This is a genomic window from Tardiphaga sp. 866_E4_N1_4 (genome assembly GCF_052076075.1).
GTDB lineage: Bacteria > Pseudomonadota > Alphaproteobacteria > Rhizobiales > Xanthobacteraceae > Tardiphaga > Tardiphaga robiniae.
Genome location: NZ_CP197242.1, coordinates 2,360,672 through 2,375,987 on the forward strand (window position 1 = coordinate 2,360,672; position 15,316 = coordinate 2,375,987).

Genomic DNA, 15,316 nt, shown 5'->3' on the forward strand with positions numbered 1-15,316 from the left:
CGCCGTGCTATCGCACGCCGACGTCGAACGAATAGGCCACACCGACGCCGTAGGTCACCTGATTGGTGGATCCCCGGAATTTCACCAGCGGACTGTCAGCGATACTACCGAGCAGCTTGTCATATTCGACATAGCCGCGCACTTCCCATTGCGGATCGAGCTTGTAGCGCAATTGCGCGCCCGCACCGACCGAACTCGAACCGCCCTTGGCGTCGTAAACTGGCAAACCAGACGCAAGCGCCTCGATATTATTGACGCTGAAGTAAGTCTCCGCATATTTCGCATCCGTCACCCGGTAGCGTGGGCCGGCAGCAAAGGTCATCCGCTCGTTGATCGGCACAATCACGTCAGCCGAGAAATCCGCGACAATGCCTTCGTGGCCACCGAGACCGCGGCGCAGTTCGGAGCGTAGGCGCAGCCAGTCGAAGGCGTAGTATTCGGCGAAACCACCGAGTTCGACCGCGAAATCGACGTCCCTCAAACCGCGCAGCTCGCTGTGATCGGCGGCCTTGCGCGCTGCTTTATAGTTGCCGACGGGACCGGCGCGAAAGCCGCCCACGTCGATCAGGGCGAAGCTTGCATTGTCGCGCATGCTCTTGAAACGGGCCGGCGTGCCGGCACGGCGAATCGAGATGATCGGCTTTGGCGCAAGTTCAGAACTCCCGGCGCCTTCGTAAGATGGCTGCATCTCGCCGCCGATCCCGACGGTCACGGTCCAGCCACCGGAGGCCGAGGGCACGAAGGGCACCGATGGCAGCATCACCACCGGATCAGCCGCAACCGCAACCGCCGGAAACGCCAACACGCCAATGAGACCGAACAGACGAGGAGACAAAGACATCAGATTCCTACTTGGATCGGCGCGGAATTTCGGTGTGGCCGCGCTTCAATGCCACATCGTTGCGATTGCTCCCGTGCGACATGGAGTCACCGCAACAATGCGAAGATAGCCGGCGCCACCTGCCTTCAAAACTCGCATTGCTCTCGGGCCAACGCTCTGGCTTCCTGTCGGGAAACCCTATGGCAGCAGTACTTTGCGGGAGATGAAGCCCTTCGTGCAGTGGCATCGCTCACATTTGCGGACAGTTTGGCGGTGATATCTGAAAGAATGGACCGCCAGTGTCTGCGGCATCGCGCCGCACCGCTCACAGCATCTCCGGCTGGCTTACGCCTTCACAGGCGCATCGCTTCTACGCGGGATGAACCGCTGCGTGATCCAGTTGCGCCCGGGCATCTCGACGAAGCGATAGCTCACTTCCGCCAGCGCCCAGATGATGGCGAAACAGACCAGCGATGCGGCGATATAGACAGTCTCGGTCTGGCCTAAATGCCGCCAGGTCCTGATAGCGAAACTGACGAACAGCGGGTGGATCAGATAGATCGAGTACGAGATGATGCCGAGCCGGTAGACCAGCGCGTTGCCGAACAGCAGTTGCGCCATCCGGCCATCACGCGAGAGCACCGCGACCAGCGGGATGTACAGCAGATACATCAAGCGATCGCTCGCATCGGCGAGACCGACCGCGATGATGGCCAGCGGCAGCGCGACCACCAAAATGTCCTGCACGCTCGGCGACAGTCGATCGACCACATCCCCAAAGCGAAAGATTGCAAGGCCCAGCGTGAAGCCCGCCACCGCGCGCAGCAGTGGATAGAGCGAATTACCGTTGACGACATCGAGCGGCCCGCCCGAACCGCGGCCGCTGATGCTGACAGCATAGATGCCGAGCAACGCCACGATCACGGCGAGACCCGCGATCCACTTACTGCCGCGCTGAGTGAAGGGCATCAGGATCGGCAGCAGCAGATAGGAGCCCATTTCGGCGCTCGCCGCCCAGGCTACGCCGATGATCGGGAAAATGTAGAGACCCCAGCCGGTCATCATCAGCAGGTTGCCGGTCCAGTCCCAGGCCGAATACATCTCCAGCTTCTCGCCGGACAGACCGGCTGCGATCTTGGCCACATAGAACAGTCCGATAATGAAATAGGCCGGGTACAGCCGCGCGACCCGCTTCAGCATGAAATGCGCAAAGGCCTTGCCGGTGAGATACAGGAACGCGTCGCGATAGGTCAGCGCCATCACATAGCCTGACAGCATGAAGAACAGGTCGACGAGCAAATAGCCGTAGGGAATGCGGAAGAATGAGCCCGTGCCACCGGTTGCGAGCTGCACGTCACCGAAATGATACACGACGATGACAGCGGCTGCGACGCCGCGCACCCCGGTCAATGCCCTGATATCGTCTGCCATCGCAAATGCCCCCGCTGCGCCGAGCTCATGTTTAGCGCATGAGCGGCGAGCGAGGAACAGCGTTCAGGAATGTGAGGGACGCGCGATCAGCGTTCGAACGCAGCCTTCAGGCGATTGAGCTGCGGCACCAGCGGATTGCCGATCGGCGCATGCGTGGTGGTCGCGGCATGGATCGAGATGTCGAGGCGACGAACCTTGGTCTGCAGCACCATCGAACGCGTGATCAGGATCTGCAGCTGCTCGGGCAGCTTGAGCAGCATTTCTTCCGGACTCGGATCGGCGGCGCTGAGCTTGACCTTGGTCTTTTCACGATTGGCCTGGGTCAACGTCATCTCGCCTTCCTTCACCGCACGGTGCAGCAGCAACCATGAGGCAAGCTGCATGAGGCGGGTGGTGAGGCGCATGCTTTCGGTGGCGTAAGTCAGGCTGACGGAGCGATCCAGTGCCTTGGCCTCGCTACGGCCGACGCCGTCGAGATAGGCCGCGGTCTCTTCGACCAGATCCATCCCCTCGCGAAACAAGGCGCCGAAGGCAGCAGAATTGGTCAGCCGCTCGCTAAACTGAACGAGAGCGGGTTCGCTGTGCAAACGATCCGACATAGTTAACGCCTCACGCAAATGGTTTCGCAGCCAGCTCTGAACGGCGGGCTTATGATGAACAAATCATTACGCGTGCGTGCGTGAGAGTCCAGCGGCGTAAAATTAAAGAAGTATTTATGGTTTCCAACGCGATTTAACGATCGCGGACGCCCCAAAAGAAGACATGAGTACCAAAAAAAGAGCCGCCGTTTCCGGCGGCTTTAAAGTTGATAACAGGGAGGCGTCAAACAGAGTGGACAGGAGCCACTCGGTGTCCAAACAAGGACAATTTAAGTAATATGCGAGAAAGCTTAATTGCGCGTAAATACGCGGGCTTTCTTCACGATCCGTTTGCCATGCGACGCCTCGCAAACTGTATCGGAATGAGACAATGTCGGGATCGCGACTGAGGAAGCGTCGGCGGTATTGCACAGGCCTCTCGTCCGCCATTGCGAGCAGAGCGAAGCAATCCAGTTTTCTTCGCGTATGGCTTCTGGATTGCCGCGTTGCTTCGCTAAGAGGAAAGCTGCAGGACAGCTTTCCTTCACCTCGCAATGACAGAGAGCCGGGAGAGCGCCGTTCAATAGCCCGTCACGATTTGAAAAAGCGATCCGCCGCATCGCGCGTCGCGCGCTTCAAGGTCATGCTCGATTGCAGCCGCGCGATCTCGCCATTGAGCAGCGCGATCCGCTCGGCGAGTTCCTCGACCGATAGCAGCGAGAGGTCCTGCCCGACCTCATGGCTGACCTTCTTCTTCGGTTTGTCGTCGTCGTCGATCGCCATTTGGGGCCCTCCCCGTCTCAAATTCGAATATGCACCGGATGTTGCCAGCGTTGATCCGGCTGTTTAATCAGATGGCCAGCCGACATCCCGTACGCCGCAAGGACAAATCATGGAAAAGCTGCCCACGCAAATGACCGTCGTTGGTATCAGCAAACCGGGCGGCCCCGAGGTGCTGATTCCCGAAACGCGCCCCGTTCCAAAGCCGGGTCCCGGCGAAATCCTGGTGAAGGTCGCAGCCGCCGGTGTGAACCGTCCGGACGTCGCACAGCGCTCTGGCGCCTATCCGCCGCCGCCCGGCGCCAGCGATCTGCCCGGCCTCGAAATCTCCGGTGAAGTCGTCGCCCTCGGTGAAGGCGCCACCAAACACAAGCTCGGTGACAAGGTGATGTCGCTGGTCGCCGGCGGCGGCTACGCGCAATATTGCATCGCACAGGATGCGCAGGCGATGACGGTCCCCGAAGGCTTCTCGATGACCGAGGCCGGCGCCACCGCCGAAACCCTGATGACCGTCTGGCATAACGTGTTTGAGCGTGGCGGATTGCAGCCCGGCGAGACCGTGCTGATCCATGGCGGCTCTTCCGGCATCGGCACCATGGCGATCCAGCTCGCCAAGGCGCTAGGTTCCAAGGTGATCGTCACCGTCGGCTCCCAGGACAAGGTCGATGCCTGCCTCAAGCTCGGCGCCGATCACGCCATCAACTACAAGACCGAGGACTTCGTCGAACGCGTCAAGGAAATCACCAAGACCGGCGTCGAGCTGATCCTCGATATGGTGGGCGCGGATTATGTGGAGAAAAACTTCGATGCCGCCGCCGTCGATGGGCGCATCGTGCAGATTGCGGTGCTCAACGGCCCGAAGGCCACCATCAACGCCGCCAAGATCATGGTGAAGCGGCTGCACTATACCGGCTCGACTCTGCGCCCCCGCACCAATGCCGACAAGGCCGCCATGGTCAGGGCAATCGAGGCCAATGTCCTGCCGCTGCTCAAGTCTGGCAAGGTTAAGCCCCTGATGGACAGCACTTTCCCGCTGGAAAAGGCTGCGGACGCGCACAAACGCATGGAAACCAGCGCACATATTGGCAAAATTGTGTTGGTCGTTTAGGGCTGGAGAACAGCCGGAAACCCTTTGATTTATCTCGCTTTCATGTCATTTATCGCGCGTCGGGAAATGGCCCTGCTTCTGCGTGACGCAGGGTCGATGTTTTGTTGATCGCGGAGAATGACATTGCGTTTGATCAGGTGGCTCGCGCCGCTCGCGCTCGGCCTGATGATTGTTGTTGCCGCAGCACCGGCACAGGCTGTTGACGCTGTCAGCGTCCGCGGTGACGCGCCTGCGATCGATCTCACCGGCATCCTCGAATATCAGCATAGCGACACCGATCGCATCCAGGTCTCCACCGCACCCGGCACCGACGGCATCGTTCGCCGCATCGAGGTGCGTGGCCGCGAAGCCGGCCAGAACTGGGTGGTGTTCGCGCTCGCCAACAACACCGACGATCAGCTCGATCGTTTGATCGTCGCACCGCATTATCGCATCGTGTCGTCCGGCCTCTTGTGGCCCGATCTTGGCCTCTCGCGCATTGCGACCATTACGCCGTCGACCGGCGACCGTCCGGAACGTCAGGACTCGGCCACCGCCGATATCTTCCGCGTCACCCTCGACCCCGGCGCTGTCATCACCTTCGTCGCCGAACTGCGCACCAACAAGCTGCCCCAACTCTATCTGTGGGAGCCGGAAGCCTACAAGGACAAGGTCAACTCCTTCACGCTGTACCAAGGCATCGTCATCGGCATCTCGGGCCTCTTGGCGCTGGTGCTGACGATCCTGTTCGTCGTGAAGGGCAGCATCATGTTCCCGGCCGCCGCGGCGCTGGCCTGGGCTGTGCTGGTCTATATCGGCGTCGACTTCGGCTTCTGGGGCAAGGTGCTCGACATGTCCCAAGGCGCCGAGCGCGTCTGGCGCGCATCGGGAGAAGCGATCCTGGCGGCGACGCTGCTGGTGTTCCTGTTTGCTTATCTCAATCTCAGTCGATGGCACGTGCGCTACTCGCACATCACGCTCGGCTGGCTGGCCTTCCTCGGTTCTCTTGTCGGTCTCGCGCTGTTCGATCCTGCCGTCGCCTCGGGCATCGCGCGCATCTCGCTGGTGCTGATCGCCTTCGCCGGCTTTGCGCTGATCGTCTATCTCTCCACCCATGGCTTCGACCGCGCGGTGTTGCTGATCCCGACCTGGTTCCTGCTTGTGGTCTGGGTCGTTGCCGCGGGCATGACCGTCGCCGGCAGCGTCACCAATGACATCGTCGGCCCGGCGCTGCTCGGCGGCCTCGTACTGATCGTGATGCTGATCGGTTTCACGGTGATGCAGCATGCTTTCGCAGGCGGCGGCGCGACCAACGGCATCGTCTCGGACGTCGAGCGCCGCGCGCTGGCGCTGACCGGCTCCGGCGACCTGATCTGGGACTGGGACGTCTCCGCCGACAAAGTGTTCACCTCGCCCGAGACCGAAGCACTGCTCGGCCTCAAACGCGGCACGCTGGAAGGCCCCGCGGCAAGCTGGCTCGAAGTGCTCCACCCGCTCGATCAGGATCGCTTCCGGGCGGCGCTGGACAGCGTGCTCGACCAGCGTCGCGGCCGCCTCGTGCAGGACTTCCGCCTGCGCACCCCCGACGGTCACTTCATGTGGTTTGCGCTGAAGGCGCGTCCGGTGGTCGGCTCCGACGGCGAAGTGTCACGCGTGGTCGGCACCCTCACCGACGTCACCGAGATGAAGAATGCCGAAGAACGCATGCTGCACGACTCGGTGCACGACAATCTCACCGGTCTGCCAAACCGCAAGCTGTTCATTGACCGCCTCAACGCCGTCGCGAATTTCTCCAAGACGGTGCCGACCATGCGGCCAACCATCATGGTGATCGATCTCGATCGCTTCAAACAGGTCAACGATTCCGTTGGCATCGCCGTCGGCGACTCGATCCTTCTGACGCTGGCCCGCCGCCTCACTCGCATCCTCAAGCCGCAGGACACCCTGGCCCGCCTCGCCGGCGATCAGTTCGGCCTGATCCTGATGTCCGAACAAGATGCGGCCAAGATCACCGCCTTCGCCGAAACCATCCGCAAGACCATCCGCGCGCCGATTGCCTTCAACGATCGCGAGATCTTCCTCACGGCCTCGATCGGCCTCGCGCTCTCTGATCCCGCCGTGCCCCTGACCGACGAGCTCATCAAGGATGCCGAGCTTGCGATGTATCATTCGAAGCGGATCGGCGGCGACCGGATCGACGTCTACAAGCCGGCAATGCGCGCCCGCAAAACAGATCGCCTAACGCTGGAATCCGAACTTCGGCGCGCCATCGAGCGCCAGGAAATCACCATCCTGTATCAGCCCATCGTGCGGCTGGAAGATCGCTCCATCGCCGGTTTCGAGGCGCTGGCGCGTTGGGACCATCCGAAGCTCGGCCGGATGTCGCCGTCGGAATTCATCGCGATCGCCGAGGAGATCGGCCTGATCATCGATCTCGGCATGTTCGTGATGGATCAGACTGCACGCCAGCTCGCGATCTGGCAGCGCGCGATGCGCTCGCGCGAACCGATCTTCGCCAGCGTCAACGTGTCCTCGCGGCAACTGCTGCGCCACGACCTCCTGCATGACATCCGCACCGTGCTGTCACGCTCGTCAGTCGCGCGCGGCACGCTGAAGCTCGAACTCACGGAATCGCTGGTGATGGAAAATCCGGAACATGCAGCGCAGATGCTGCACCGGATCCGCGAACTCGGTACGGGTCTTTCGCTCGACGATTTCGGCACCGGCCACTCGTCGCTATCCTATCTGCAGCGCTTCCCGTTCGACACGTTGAAGATCGACCAATCCTTCGTCCGCACCACCTCGCGCGGCACCCGCCCGGTAATCCTCAAATCCATCATCGCGATGGCCCACGATCTCGGCATGGACGTCGTCGCTGAAGGCGTCGAGACAGATTCGGATGCGGTGGAGATGTATCAGCTCGGATGCGAATACGCCCAGGGCTTTGCCTTTGGCGAGCCGATGGATGCGGATGCGGCGATGCGCATGCTAACGGAAGAGCGGCTCGAAGCGGCGAGCTGATTCGAGCCGGATACCACTCGTAAACCATACCTGCGCACCTGCGACCTCTTGCCCTCTGCAAGGAGAGATTGCGCGATTCACATTTAGCAATTCGGCAAGATTCACTTGGTAGGCAAGCTCCATATTCATTTGTGGTTGCATCGCTCATCGTGACGTCAATTTCCACCCATGAACTGCCATTTCTGGCCGACGCCGCGGCTGCGGCCCCACGTCCTCACGACCGGTTTCGGCCGTTTTTTGTTGTGGCGGGCGCGATGGCGATCGGCGCGGTCTATGCCGGATGGGCTGGCGAGGATGCCAATTGGGATTGGCAGAATTATCACGAATACAACGTCTGGGCATTGCTCAATGGCCGTTACGATCACGATGTAATCCCACCGGGCTTCCAGACCCACTTCAACCCGATCATCTACTTCCCCTGGTACTATCTCCGTCACGCGCTGCCGCCGGCTATTGCCGGGATGACCATGGGCGCGGTGCATGGGCTCAACCTCGCGCTGGTCTATTGGCTGTCACGGATCGTGCTCGGGCACGCAGCCAACGCGATGACGATCGTCGCTGCGTTGCTGCTGGCTGCGCTGGGGCCGATGACGCTGTCGGAAGTCGGCACCAGTTTTTCCGACATTCTCACTGCGATCCCGATTATCGCCGGGCTGGCGCTGATGCTGGCGGCCGATGAGCCGCGACCAATACGTTACATCGTCGCCGGAATTTTGGTCGGCCTCGCGCTCGGCTTCAAACTCACCAACATCGTCTTCGCAATTGGCCTGGCGGGCGCCGCACTTGGCGCGACACGCCCTCTGGTGGCCGTGACCTGCCTCGCCATCGGCGGCGCGATCGGCACGATCATGACGGGCGGCGTCTGGAGCCTGATGCTGTGGCGTGAATTCGGCAATCCGTTCTTTCCGCTGTTGAATAGTCTGTTTCCCTCGCCGGAAATGCGAGAAATTACGCTGCTCGATCGGCAGTTCATTCCGAAGGGAATTCTGGATGGCCTAGCCTATCCATTTCATTGGCTCGTCGGAAATTTCCGCAGCTCGGAGCTACCGTTTCGCGACGCACGCTTTGCGATGCTATGCGTGTTGCTTCCGATCGCCTTCATTGCTCAAATGAAGCATGCGCGCGCTATTTTTTCGAGGCGCGACTTGCAGCTCCTGATCTTCTTTGTCACGTCTTATGCGGTCTGGCTGATTTTGTTCTCGATCCAGCGCTATGCCGTCGCGCTGGAATTGCTGACCGGGCCACTGATCGTGTTGTTGCTGGTACGCATCGTCACGGCATTTCGCTGGACCATCCCCACGCATCCTGTCAGCCAACACGCAAGCCGCTCGATCTTCATCATTGCAGCGATCACCGCTGCGTGGTCGCAGCCAACCGACTGGTGGCGACGGCCATGGTCAAATCCATACGCGCCAATGATTTCATCGCGGCTCTCGCAGCCCGCGACCTATCTGTTACTCGACAAGCCGCTGGCTTTCGTCGCACCACTCCTGCCTGCTGGATCCCGCTTCTACACGATTGCCGATCTCGCTTTGCCGATCCTGCCTGCCGGCAAGTACGATAATCGTATCCGAGCGGGTTTGAAGGAGCCGTTGCCCGGCGGCGTGTGGGAGATGCACATCAAAGGTCGGCCCTTCCGTGCAGAAGCACTGGCTGCCTATGACCTGATGATCGATGCGTCGCAGCCCTGTGTGGAGATCGAAGGTGCCCAACTGGGCTCCACCAACGTGGCGTGTCCGTTGCGCTCCACCGGCTCCTGACGTCACGCGTGCCCGGCCTCGGCCGACAACATCCCCGGGGCGATCCCGATCTTCTGCAGCGCGCGAAGATACTTCTCCTCAACATCACCGCCGAAGATGAGATCCTCATCAGCTGCGCAATGTAGCCAGCCGTTGCCTTGGATTTCGTCTTCCAGCTGGCCCGGCGCCCAGCCGGCATAGCCCAGCGCGAGAATCGCGTGCTTGGGTCCACCGCCATTGGCGATGGCGCGCAAGATATCCACGGTCGCGGTGAGGCAGACGCCATCGTCGATCGGCAATGTCGCGTCCTTGATGAAGAAATCGCTGGAATGCAGCACGAAACCGCGGCCGGTCTCGACCGGACCGCCCTTCAGCACTTTCATGCTTTCGGCGCTTTCCGGGAGCTTGATGCTGTCGGACTTTTCAATGATGTCCAGTTGAACCAGCAATTCGGGAAAATCGATGCTCCCCGCAGGCCGATTGACGATGATGCCCATGGCACCTTCCGACGAATGCGCGCAGACGTAAATCACCGAACGGGCGAAGCGCTCGTCTTCCATCACAGGCATGGCGATCAGCAACTGCCCGTCGAGGTAGTTGCCAGTGTCGCCGGCGCCGGATTTCGCGCGGCTTTTCCGGGGGCGCTTGCGAGTGGGTTCCATCAGCAAACCGCTCTCATTTCGTTGCCTATCCTGATATTGGGTCTGGGTTCTGTCAATCAGCCTTCCGCAACGCATACGAAAACCGGATCACAAGCAGTTCAATAGCTTAAGACAGGTTTGGCTTTATGACAGGCCCACGCTGTAAGGACGCCCGATGACCGCATCTGTTCCGCACCACATTGTCGCTGTCTGCGCCGCGGGCCTGCTCCTCACCTGCAGCGCGCAGGCGGAGGACACCTCACCTTGGCAGATAGACAGTCATTCGCAGATCAGGCTTGTGGCAGGCTCGCGTAGCGGTCCTGTGATGCTGGGGGGTATAGCGATCCAGCTGCAGCCCGGCTGGCACACCTACTGGCGGAACCCCGGTGATTCCGGGGTTCCGCCCCGCTTCGATTTCTCCAAATCGGAGAACCTGGATACCGTCACTATCCTGTGGCCGGCGCCGAAAAAATTCGAGGATGGCGCCGGTGGCCTGTCGCTGGGCTATGTGAAACAGGTGGTGCTACCGATGCGGGTGATCGCCAAAGACCCCGGCAAGCCGGTGATTCTCCGTGCGGCGATCAATTACGCGGTCTGCGACAAGCTATGCATTCCGGTCGACGCCAATGCCGAACTCGCTTTTACCAGCGTGGCCAGCACTGAAGACGGCGCGCTGACCGCGGCGCTCGATACCGTGCCTAAGCCGGCAACCATGGGCGACACCAGTCCGCTGACGGTGCGCGACCTCAAGCGCGAGGGCAAGAATGTGTTCGTTGACGTCGTGGCGCCCGAAGGCAGCGAACCCAACCTGTTCGTCGAGGGCCCGACGCCGGAATGGGCGCTGCCAATCCCCAAACTCGAGGCCAAGAGCCCGCCGGGCGTGAAGCGCTTCAGCTTCGAACTCGACGGCGTGCCGCCCGGCGCCACGACCGATGGCGCGGCCCTGAAACTGACGCTGGTCGGCAGCGACCGCGCCTATGAATTCAACGTCAACCTGCCCTGATACCCCTGGCGCGTGACCTGTTGCGCGCAACCTGTACATCTCCGTCCAACCGGATGTTAACGACTGCTTGCTACGCCAGACCGCTGCCGCACGCCTGCGGCTGAGGACCTTGTCGTGGCCGTGATGGACGCAGACTCCGCACCCGCAAGCGAGCCCGCCGGCCTCAAGGCCAGGCTGCGCGCGCTGTTCACCGGCTCAGGCGAAGCCTCGCTGACGCGCCGCCTCGCCGGCACCATCTTCCTCATCCGCGTAATTTCCGCCGGCCTCGCTTATTTCTCGCAGATCCTGCTGGCGCGCTGGATGGGCACGTCGGATTACGGCATCTACGTCTATGTCTGGACCTGGGTGCTGCTGCTCGGCTCGATGATGGATTTCGGCATCGCCGCTTCAGCCCAGAAGATCATCCCGGAATATCGCGCCAGCGGCGACCACGCGCGACTGCGCGGCTTCCTCTCCGGCAGCCGCTGGATGACCGGTATCGTCTCGGTGACAATCTCGCTGCTGCTTGCTGGCCTCGTCAAGCTCATCTCGCCGTGGATTGACGCCAACACGGTGGTGCCGCTCTATCTCGGCTGCCTGACACTGCCGGCCTTCGTCGTCGCCAACACGCAGGATGGTATCGCGCGCTCCCATGACTGGATGCGCCTCGGCCTGATGCCGCAATTCATCATCCGCCAGGCGCTCATCATCGGCTTCACCGCCGGCGCCTTCGCACTGGGCTTTAAGCTCGGTGCGACCATCGCAATGCTGGCCAGCGTCGCAGCCGTCTGGGTTGCGATGATCGGCCAGATGATCGTACTCAATCGCCGGCTTCACACCCATATCGAGCCCGGCCCGAAGGCCTATGACTATCGCGGCTGGCTCGCAGTGTCGTTGCCGATCTTGCTGGTCGAGAGCTTCTATCTGCTGCTGTCCTACACCGACGTGCTGGTGCTGCAGCAGTTTGTCTCATCTGACGAAGTCGGTGTGTATTTCGCCGTGGTGAAGACCCTGGCGCTGGTGTCGTTCATTCATTACGCGATGTCGGCGACAACGGCGCATCGCTTCACCGAATATCACGCGGCTGGCGACAAGGATCGACTCGCCGCTTACGTCACGCACGCGATCAAGTGGACGTTCTGGCCGTCGCTCGCCGCTACGCTGATCCTGCTCGCTTTGGGCAAGCCGCTGCTATGGCTGTTCGGTCCGCAATTCACCAGCGGTTACGACATCATGTTCATCGCGGCCATCGGCCTCGTGGTGCGCGCCGCAATCGGTCCCGTCGAGCGGCTGCTCAACATGCTCGGTCACCAACATATTTGCGCCGTGGCCTACGCGTCGGCTTTCGTGATGAACCTGGTGCTGTGTCTCGTGTTGGTGCCGAAATTCGGCGGCCATGGCGCCGCCGCGGCAACGTCGATCGCGCTTACATTCGAGACGATCCTGCTGTTCTGGATCGTGCGACAGCGGCTTGGACTGCACGTGCTCGCCTTCGGAAAGCAACGCGCCTAACAACCTCCCCTGCAAAGCAGGAGGAGGTCAGGAAGCAAACTTATTCCGCCGTCCAACCGCCATCGATCGACAGGTTGGTGCCGGTGATCTGCGCCGCATCGTCGCCGCACAGAAACAGCGCCAGGGCCGCGACCTGTTCGGAAGTCACGAATTCCTTCGTCGGCTGCGCTTCGAGCAGGACGTCGTTGATGACCTGCTCTTTGGTTAGTCCGCGCGCCTTCATGGTGTCGGGGATCTGTTTCTCGACCAGCGGCGTCCAGACATAGCCAGGCGAAATACAATTACAGGTGATTTTGTGAGTGGCCACTTCCAGCGCCACGGTCTTGGTCAGGCCGGCGATGCCGTGCTTGGCAGAGACATAGGCCGACTTGAATGGCGAGGCGACCAGCGAATGCGCCGAGGCGGTGTTGATGATGCGGCCCCAGCCGCGCTTTTTCATGCCGGGCACGGCGGCGCGGATGCCGTGGAAGGCCGAGGAGAGATTGATGGCGATGATCGCATCCCACTTCTCGATCGGGAATTCCTCGATCGGAGACACAAACTGGATGCCCGCATTGTTGACGAGAATATCCACCGATCCATAGGTCTTCTCGCCGAGCGCGATCATTTCGGCAATTTCGGCCGGCTTGGTCATGTCTGCCGGCGAATGGATCGCCTTGACCTTGAAGTCGCTCTCGATCGCCGCGCGTTCCTTCTCGATGTCAGCAGGCGCGCCCATGCCGTTGATGACGATATTGGCGCCAGCGCTTGCGAAAGCGCGCGCATAAGCGAGGCCGATGCCGCTGGTCGAACCGGTGACGACGGCGGTCTTGCCTGTGAGATTAGCCATTACTTGCTCCTGTTGGACGTCAAATGCTGCGGGAGGTCATTGTAATCGTCGGCGGTGAGCGCATGCGTCACCATCGATTCATCGGATTGCGGTCGCTCGAACCAGTCCTTGTGGCGCATCGAGAGGAATACATCGCGCTCGCCGGCACCCCAGTGCTCCACCATCCCGATGCGTGAGAAATTGTAGTCCTTCGACGACGACTCGTAATTCTTGCTCGTATAGATCAGATGCACCACCGTGACGGTATTTTCCTTCGCGGCTTCCGACAACAGCGCCACTCCAGGATCCTGCTTCAGTTCTGCCGGCAATTTACCAATCAGATCACGCAGCGCCTTGCGGATGTTGTGGATCTTCTTGTTCTTGTCGGTATTCATGCGGGTGCGGCTGGAATAGCGAATGTCCTTTTCGCGTTCCTGCGCTTCCAGGATCGACTGCGGCAATGGCCCGCGCGCGCTGAACAGGTCGACCTGAAAGATCAGTAGATCGCTGGTGACGTCATCCAGTACGAAATCCAGCGGTGTGTTTGAGGCGATGCCGCCGTCCCAGAAATGCTCGCCATCGATGACGATCGAGGGAAACCCCGGCGGCAACGCACCGGAGGCCATGATGTGCTCGGGCTCGATCCTTTTGCGATCTTTCTTGAAGAGCGTGTTGTCGAAATAAGTGAAGTTGCCGGTGGTCACGCTCACCGCGCCGACACTTAACCGGGTCTTGCAATCGTTGAGACGATCAAAGTCGACCAGCCGCTCCAGCGTCGCCTTCAGCGGCGCGGTATCGTAAAAGCTCTGCGACTGCGGACTGCCGGGCGGCCACAGTGGTGCTGGTGGAATCCGCGGCACGAAAAAGCCTGGCACGCCGAATGTAGCAATGACAGCGGCGCCTGCCTCGTAGAAATAAGAGCGCGCGCGATCATCCGTCAGCATCGGGCTCCAAGGGACCGGCGATGCCGCCATCTCCCAGAATTCCTTGAGCTTGCCGATCCGCTTGTCGCGCTCGTTGCCCGCGATGATCGCCGCGTTGATGGCACCGATGGAGATGCCAGCCACCCATTCCGGCTCGAAATCATGGTGGCATAGCGCCTCATAGGCGCCGGCCTGATAGGAGCCGAGCGCGCCGCCGCCCTGCAGCACCAGGACACGCTTTGCTTCGGCAGGCTTGCTGGCAGCGCTGGATTGAGGCTGATCGGACATATCCATGAGACCACTCGATCCTGTCGGCGACGGGAACCATACCGTGGCGTCCCCTTGCGGCGGCGTCAATCATGGATGGTGCGGAGCACCATCACGCTTCAGCTATCCTGAATGGCCTATTTGGAATCCGTCGAAGCCAGGATCATGGTCCAGAACACCTTGTATTTGGTGTTGGGAGCATAGATCGCCGCAATGCCCAGTTTTGTGACACCGGACTTCAGCATATTGGCCCGGTGCGGTGGCGAGTCCCGCCAGCCAGAAAAGGCCTCAGCCATAGTGTGATAGCCGGCCGAGACGTTCTCGACCGCCAGAGTCGCCGGATAACCGCCGGCATTCAGACGCTTGGCCAGCGGCGCCTTGACGTCGTGATCGAGTTTGTTCCGTTTGGCCATGGCGGTGGACTGGTCTTCAGCCAACGCCATTAATGCGGGATCGACCACAACCGGGCCGAGGCCATTGTTCTGCCGGTACAGCGAGATCATCGAGGCCGCAGCCACAGGATCGAGCTTGGCGCCACCATTGGCCATGCTGAGATACATGGTGGGCTGGTCCGGCACGGTATCGACGGTCCCCGCGCACCCTGCCAGCAACAGAAATCCCAGACTGGCCAGAGCCACCCGCTTCATCGGCAATCCCCCAAATCAAGGGGCCGTTGTTGCACACCAACCGTGGCCGAAAGGTGAACGCAGGGGATTTTTAGAAAGCG

General features: G+C 60.9%; 13 protein-coding genes. 5 read left to right on the forward strand and 8 right to left on the reverse strand.

The window, feature by feature from the left end:
- Positions 1-7: 7 nt before the first annotated feature.
- From AB8B20_RS11615 to AB8B20_RS11630, 4 genes are all read right to left on the reverse strand, one after another.
- Positions 8-841 carry a MipA/OmpV family protein gene (locus AB8B20_RS11615; protein ID WP_439072674.1) on the reverse strand — a complete coding sequence of 278 codons (834 nt, stop codon included), beginning with the start codon at positions 839-841 and terminating at the stop codon, positions 8-10.
- Between the two features lie 324 nt (positions 842-1,165).
- Positions 1,166-2,251 carry an acyltransferase family protein gene (locus AB8B20_RS11620; protein ID WP_439072675.1) on the reverse strand — a complete coding sequence of 362 codons (1,086 nt, stop codon included), beginning with the start codon at positions 2,249-2,251 and terminating at the stop codon, positions 1,166-1,168.
- 86 nt (positions 2,252-2,337) lie between these two features.
- Positions 2,338-2,850, reverse strand: coding sequence for a protease adaptor protein RcdA (gene rcdA / locus AB8B20_RS11625; protein ID WP_089265407.1), 513 nt, complete (start codon positions 2,848-2,850; stop codon positions 2,338-2,340).
- 570 nt (positions 2,851-3,420) lie between these two features.
- Complete coding sequence (locus tag AB8B20_RS11630; protein WP_089265408.1) at positions 3,421-3,612, reverse strand: DUF1192 domain-containing protein; 192 nt, start codon at positions 3,610-3,612, stop codon at positions 3,421-3,423.
- Positions 3,613-3,721: 109 nt separating this feature from the next.
- Between AB8B20_RS11630 and AB8B20_RS11635 the strand changes: the two genes are divergently transcribed.
- The 3 genes from AB8B20_RS11635 to AB8B20_RS11645 all read left to right on the forward strand — a co-directional run bounded on the left by AB8B20_RS11635 (position 3,722) and on the right by AB8B20_RS11645 (position 9,477).
- Positions 3,722-4,717, forward strand: coding sequence for an NAD(P)H-quinone oxidoreductase (locus AB8B20_RS11635; RefSeq protein ID WP_093756808.1), 996 nt, complete (start codon positions 3,722-3,724; stop codon positions 4,715-4,717).
- Between the two features lie 123 nt (positions 4,718-4,840).
- Complete coding sequence (locus AB8B20_RS11640) at positions 4,841-7,717, forward strand: EAL domain-containing protein (RefSeq protein ID WP_170849563.1); 2,877 nt, start codon at positions 4,841-4,843, stop codon at positions 7,715-7,717.
- 149 nt (positions 7,718-7,866) lie between these two features.
- Positions 7,867-9,477, forward strand: a complete 1,611-nt coding sequence (locus AB8B20_RS11645) for a hypothetical protein (RefSeq protein ID WP_439072676.1) — start codon at positions 7,867-7,869, stop codon at positions 9,475-9,477.
- A gap of 2 nt (positions 9,478-9,479) precedes the next feature.
- Here AB8B20_RS11645 and AB8B20_RS11650 read toward each other — a convergent pair whose 3' ends face one another.
- Positions 9,480-10,118, reverse strand: a complete 639-nt coding sequence (locus AB8B20_RS11650; protein ID WP_089265410.1) for a YqgE/AlgH family protein — start codon at positions 10,116-10,118, stop codon at positions 9,480-9,482.
- Positions 10,119-10,272: 154 nt separating this feature from the next.
- On the opposite strand from AB8B20_RS11650, the gene AB8B20_RS11655 reads away from it, so the two are divergent.
- Positions 10,273-11,100, forward strand: coding sequence for a protein-disulfide reductase DsbD domain-containing protein (locus AB8B20_RS11655; RefSeq protein WP_089265411.1), 828 nt, complete (start codon positions 10,273-10,275; stop codon positions 11,098-11,100).
- A gap of 114 nt (positions 11,101-11,214) precedes the next feature.
- Positions 11,215-12,591 carry a flippase gene (locus tag AB8B20_RS11660; RefSeq protein WP_439072677.1) on the forward strand — a complete coding sequence of 459 codons (1,377 nt, stop codon included), beginning with the start codon at positions 11,215-11,217 and terminating at the stop codon, positions 12,589-12,591.
- Between the two features lie 40 nt (positions 12,592-12,631).
- On the opposite strand, the gene AB8B20_RS11665 is transcribed toward AB8B20_RS11660, so the two are convergent.
- From AB8B20_RS11665 to AB8B20_RS11675, 3 genes are all read right to left on the reverse strand, one after another.
- Positions 12,632-13,420 carry a 3-hydroxybutyrate dehydrogenase gene (locus tag AB8B20_RS11665; protein WP_089265413.1) on the reverse strand — a complete coding sequence of 263 codons (789 nt, stop codon included), beginning with the start codon at positions 13,418-13,420 and terminating at the stop codon, positions 12,632-12,634.
- Positions 13,420-14,616 carry a DUF3734 domain-containing protein gene (locus AB8B20_RS11670; RefSeq protein ID WP_093756813.1) on the reverse strand — a complete coding sequence of 399 codons (1,197 nt, stop codon included), beginning with the start codon at positions 14,614-14,616 and terminating at the stop codon, positions 13,420-13,422. Before AB8B20_RS11670 ends, AB8B20_RS11665 begins: the two co-directional genes overlap by 1 nt.
- A gap of 110 nt (positions 14,617-14,726) precedes the next feature.
- Complete coding sequence (locus tag AB8B20_RS11675) at positions 14,727-15,236, reverse strand: CAP domain-containing protein (protein WP_231079717.1); 510 nt, start codon at positions 15,234-15,236, stop codon at positions 14,727-14,729.
- Positions 15,237-15,316 lie beyond the last annotated feature (80 nt).

Bases quoted from the DNA above. Each gene is read 5' to 3' on its own strand.
- AB8B20_RS11615 (WP_439072674.1), bottom strand. From the start codon at position 841: ATGTCTTTGTCTCCTCGTCTGTTCGGTCTCATTGGCGTGTTGGCGTTT.
- AB8B20_RS11620 (WP_439072675.1), bottom strand. From the start codon at position 2,251: ATGGCAGACGATATCAGGGCATTGACCGGGGTGCGCGGCGTCGCAGCC.
- rcdA (WP_089265407.1), bottom strand. From the start codon at position 2,850: ATGTCGGATCGTTTGCACAGCGAACCCGCTCTCGTTCAGTTTAGCGAG.
- AB8B20_RS11630 (WP_089265408.1), bottom strand. From the start codon at position 3,612: ATGGCGATCGACGACGACGACAAACCGAAGAAGAAGGTCAGCCATGAG.
- AB8B20_RS11635 (WP_093756808.1), top strand. From the start codon at position 3,722: ATGGAAAAGCTGCCCACGCAAATGACCGTCGTTGGTATCAGCAAACCG.
- AB8B20_RS11650 (WP_089265410.1), bottom strand. From the start codon at position 10,118: ATGGAACCCACTCGCAAGCGCCCCCGGAAAAGCCGCGCGAAATCCGGC.
- AB8B20_RS11655 (WP_089265411.1), top strand. From the start codon at position 10,273: ATGACCGCATCTGTTCCGCACCACATTGTCGCTGTCTGCGCCGCGGGC.
- AB8B20_RS11665 (WP_089265413.1), bottom strand. From the start codon at position 13,420: ATGGCTAATCTCACAGGCAAGACCGCCGTCGTCACCGGTTCGACCAGC.
- AB8B20_RS11670 (WP_093756813.1), bottom strand. From the start codon at position 14,616: ATGGATATGTCCGATCAGCCTCAATCCAGCGCTGCCAGCAAGCCTGCC.
- AB8B20_RS11675 (WP_231079717.1), bottom strand. From the start codon at position 15,236: ATGAAGCGGGTGGCTCTGGCCAGTCTGGGATTTCTGTTGCTGGCAGGG.